Annotated in this window: 1 pseudogene; it reads left to right on the top strand. The window is 73.4% G+C overall.

The annotated features are described in order from the left end of the window. Window positions 1-357, top strand: a pseudogene (locus tag KN815_RS48735) (acyltransferase family protein); the annotation flags it as partial.

Genomic DNA, 357 nt, shown 5'->3' with positions numbered 1-357 from the left:
GGGCCGGGCCGGTGATGACGTTCGCCCTCTTCGGCTGCTCCATGGTGCTCACCGTGTGCTTCCTCGCCTGGGTGCCCCGGCGCCGGATGTGGTTCACGGTGCTCGGCGCCGGGACGCTGTACGGCTATCTGCTGCACGGCTTCCTCGCCAAGGGCTCCCGCTTCTGGGACTGGTACGACCACCCATGGCTGCACCGGCCGCTGGGGGAGATCGCGGTGACGGCGGTGGCGGTGGCCGTGGTGACCGCCCTGTGCACACCGCCCGTCCAGCGGACGTTCCGGTTCGCGATGGAGCCGCGGATGGAATGGGCCTTCCGGCCGACCGACCGGCCCGGCGGCGGGGCCGCCGCCGACCGGC

Source organism: Streptomyces niphimycinicus, from assembly GCF_018883605.1.
In the GTDB taxonomy this organism is placed as follows: domain Bacteria; phylum Actinomycetota; class Actinomycetes; order Streptomycetales; family Streptomycetaceae; genus Streptomyces; species Streptomyces niphimycinicus.
Note: the sequence above shows the minus strand (reverse complement) of the source record. Positions and strands in the feature narration are given on the sequence as shown.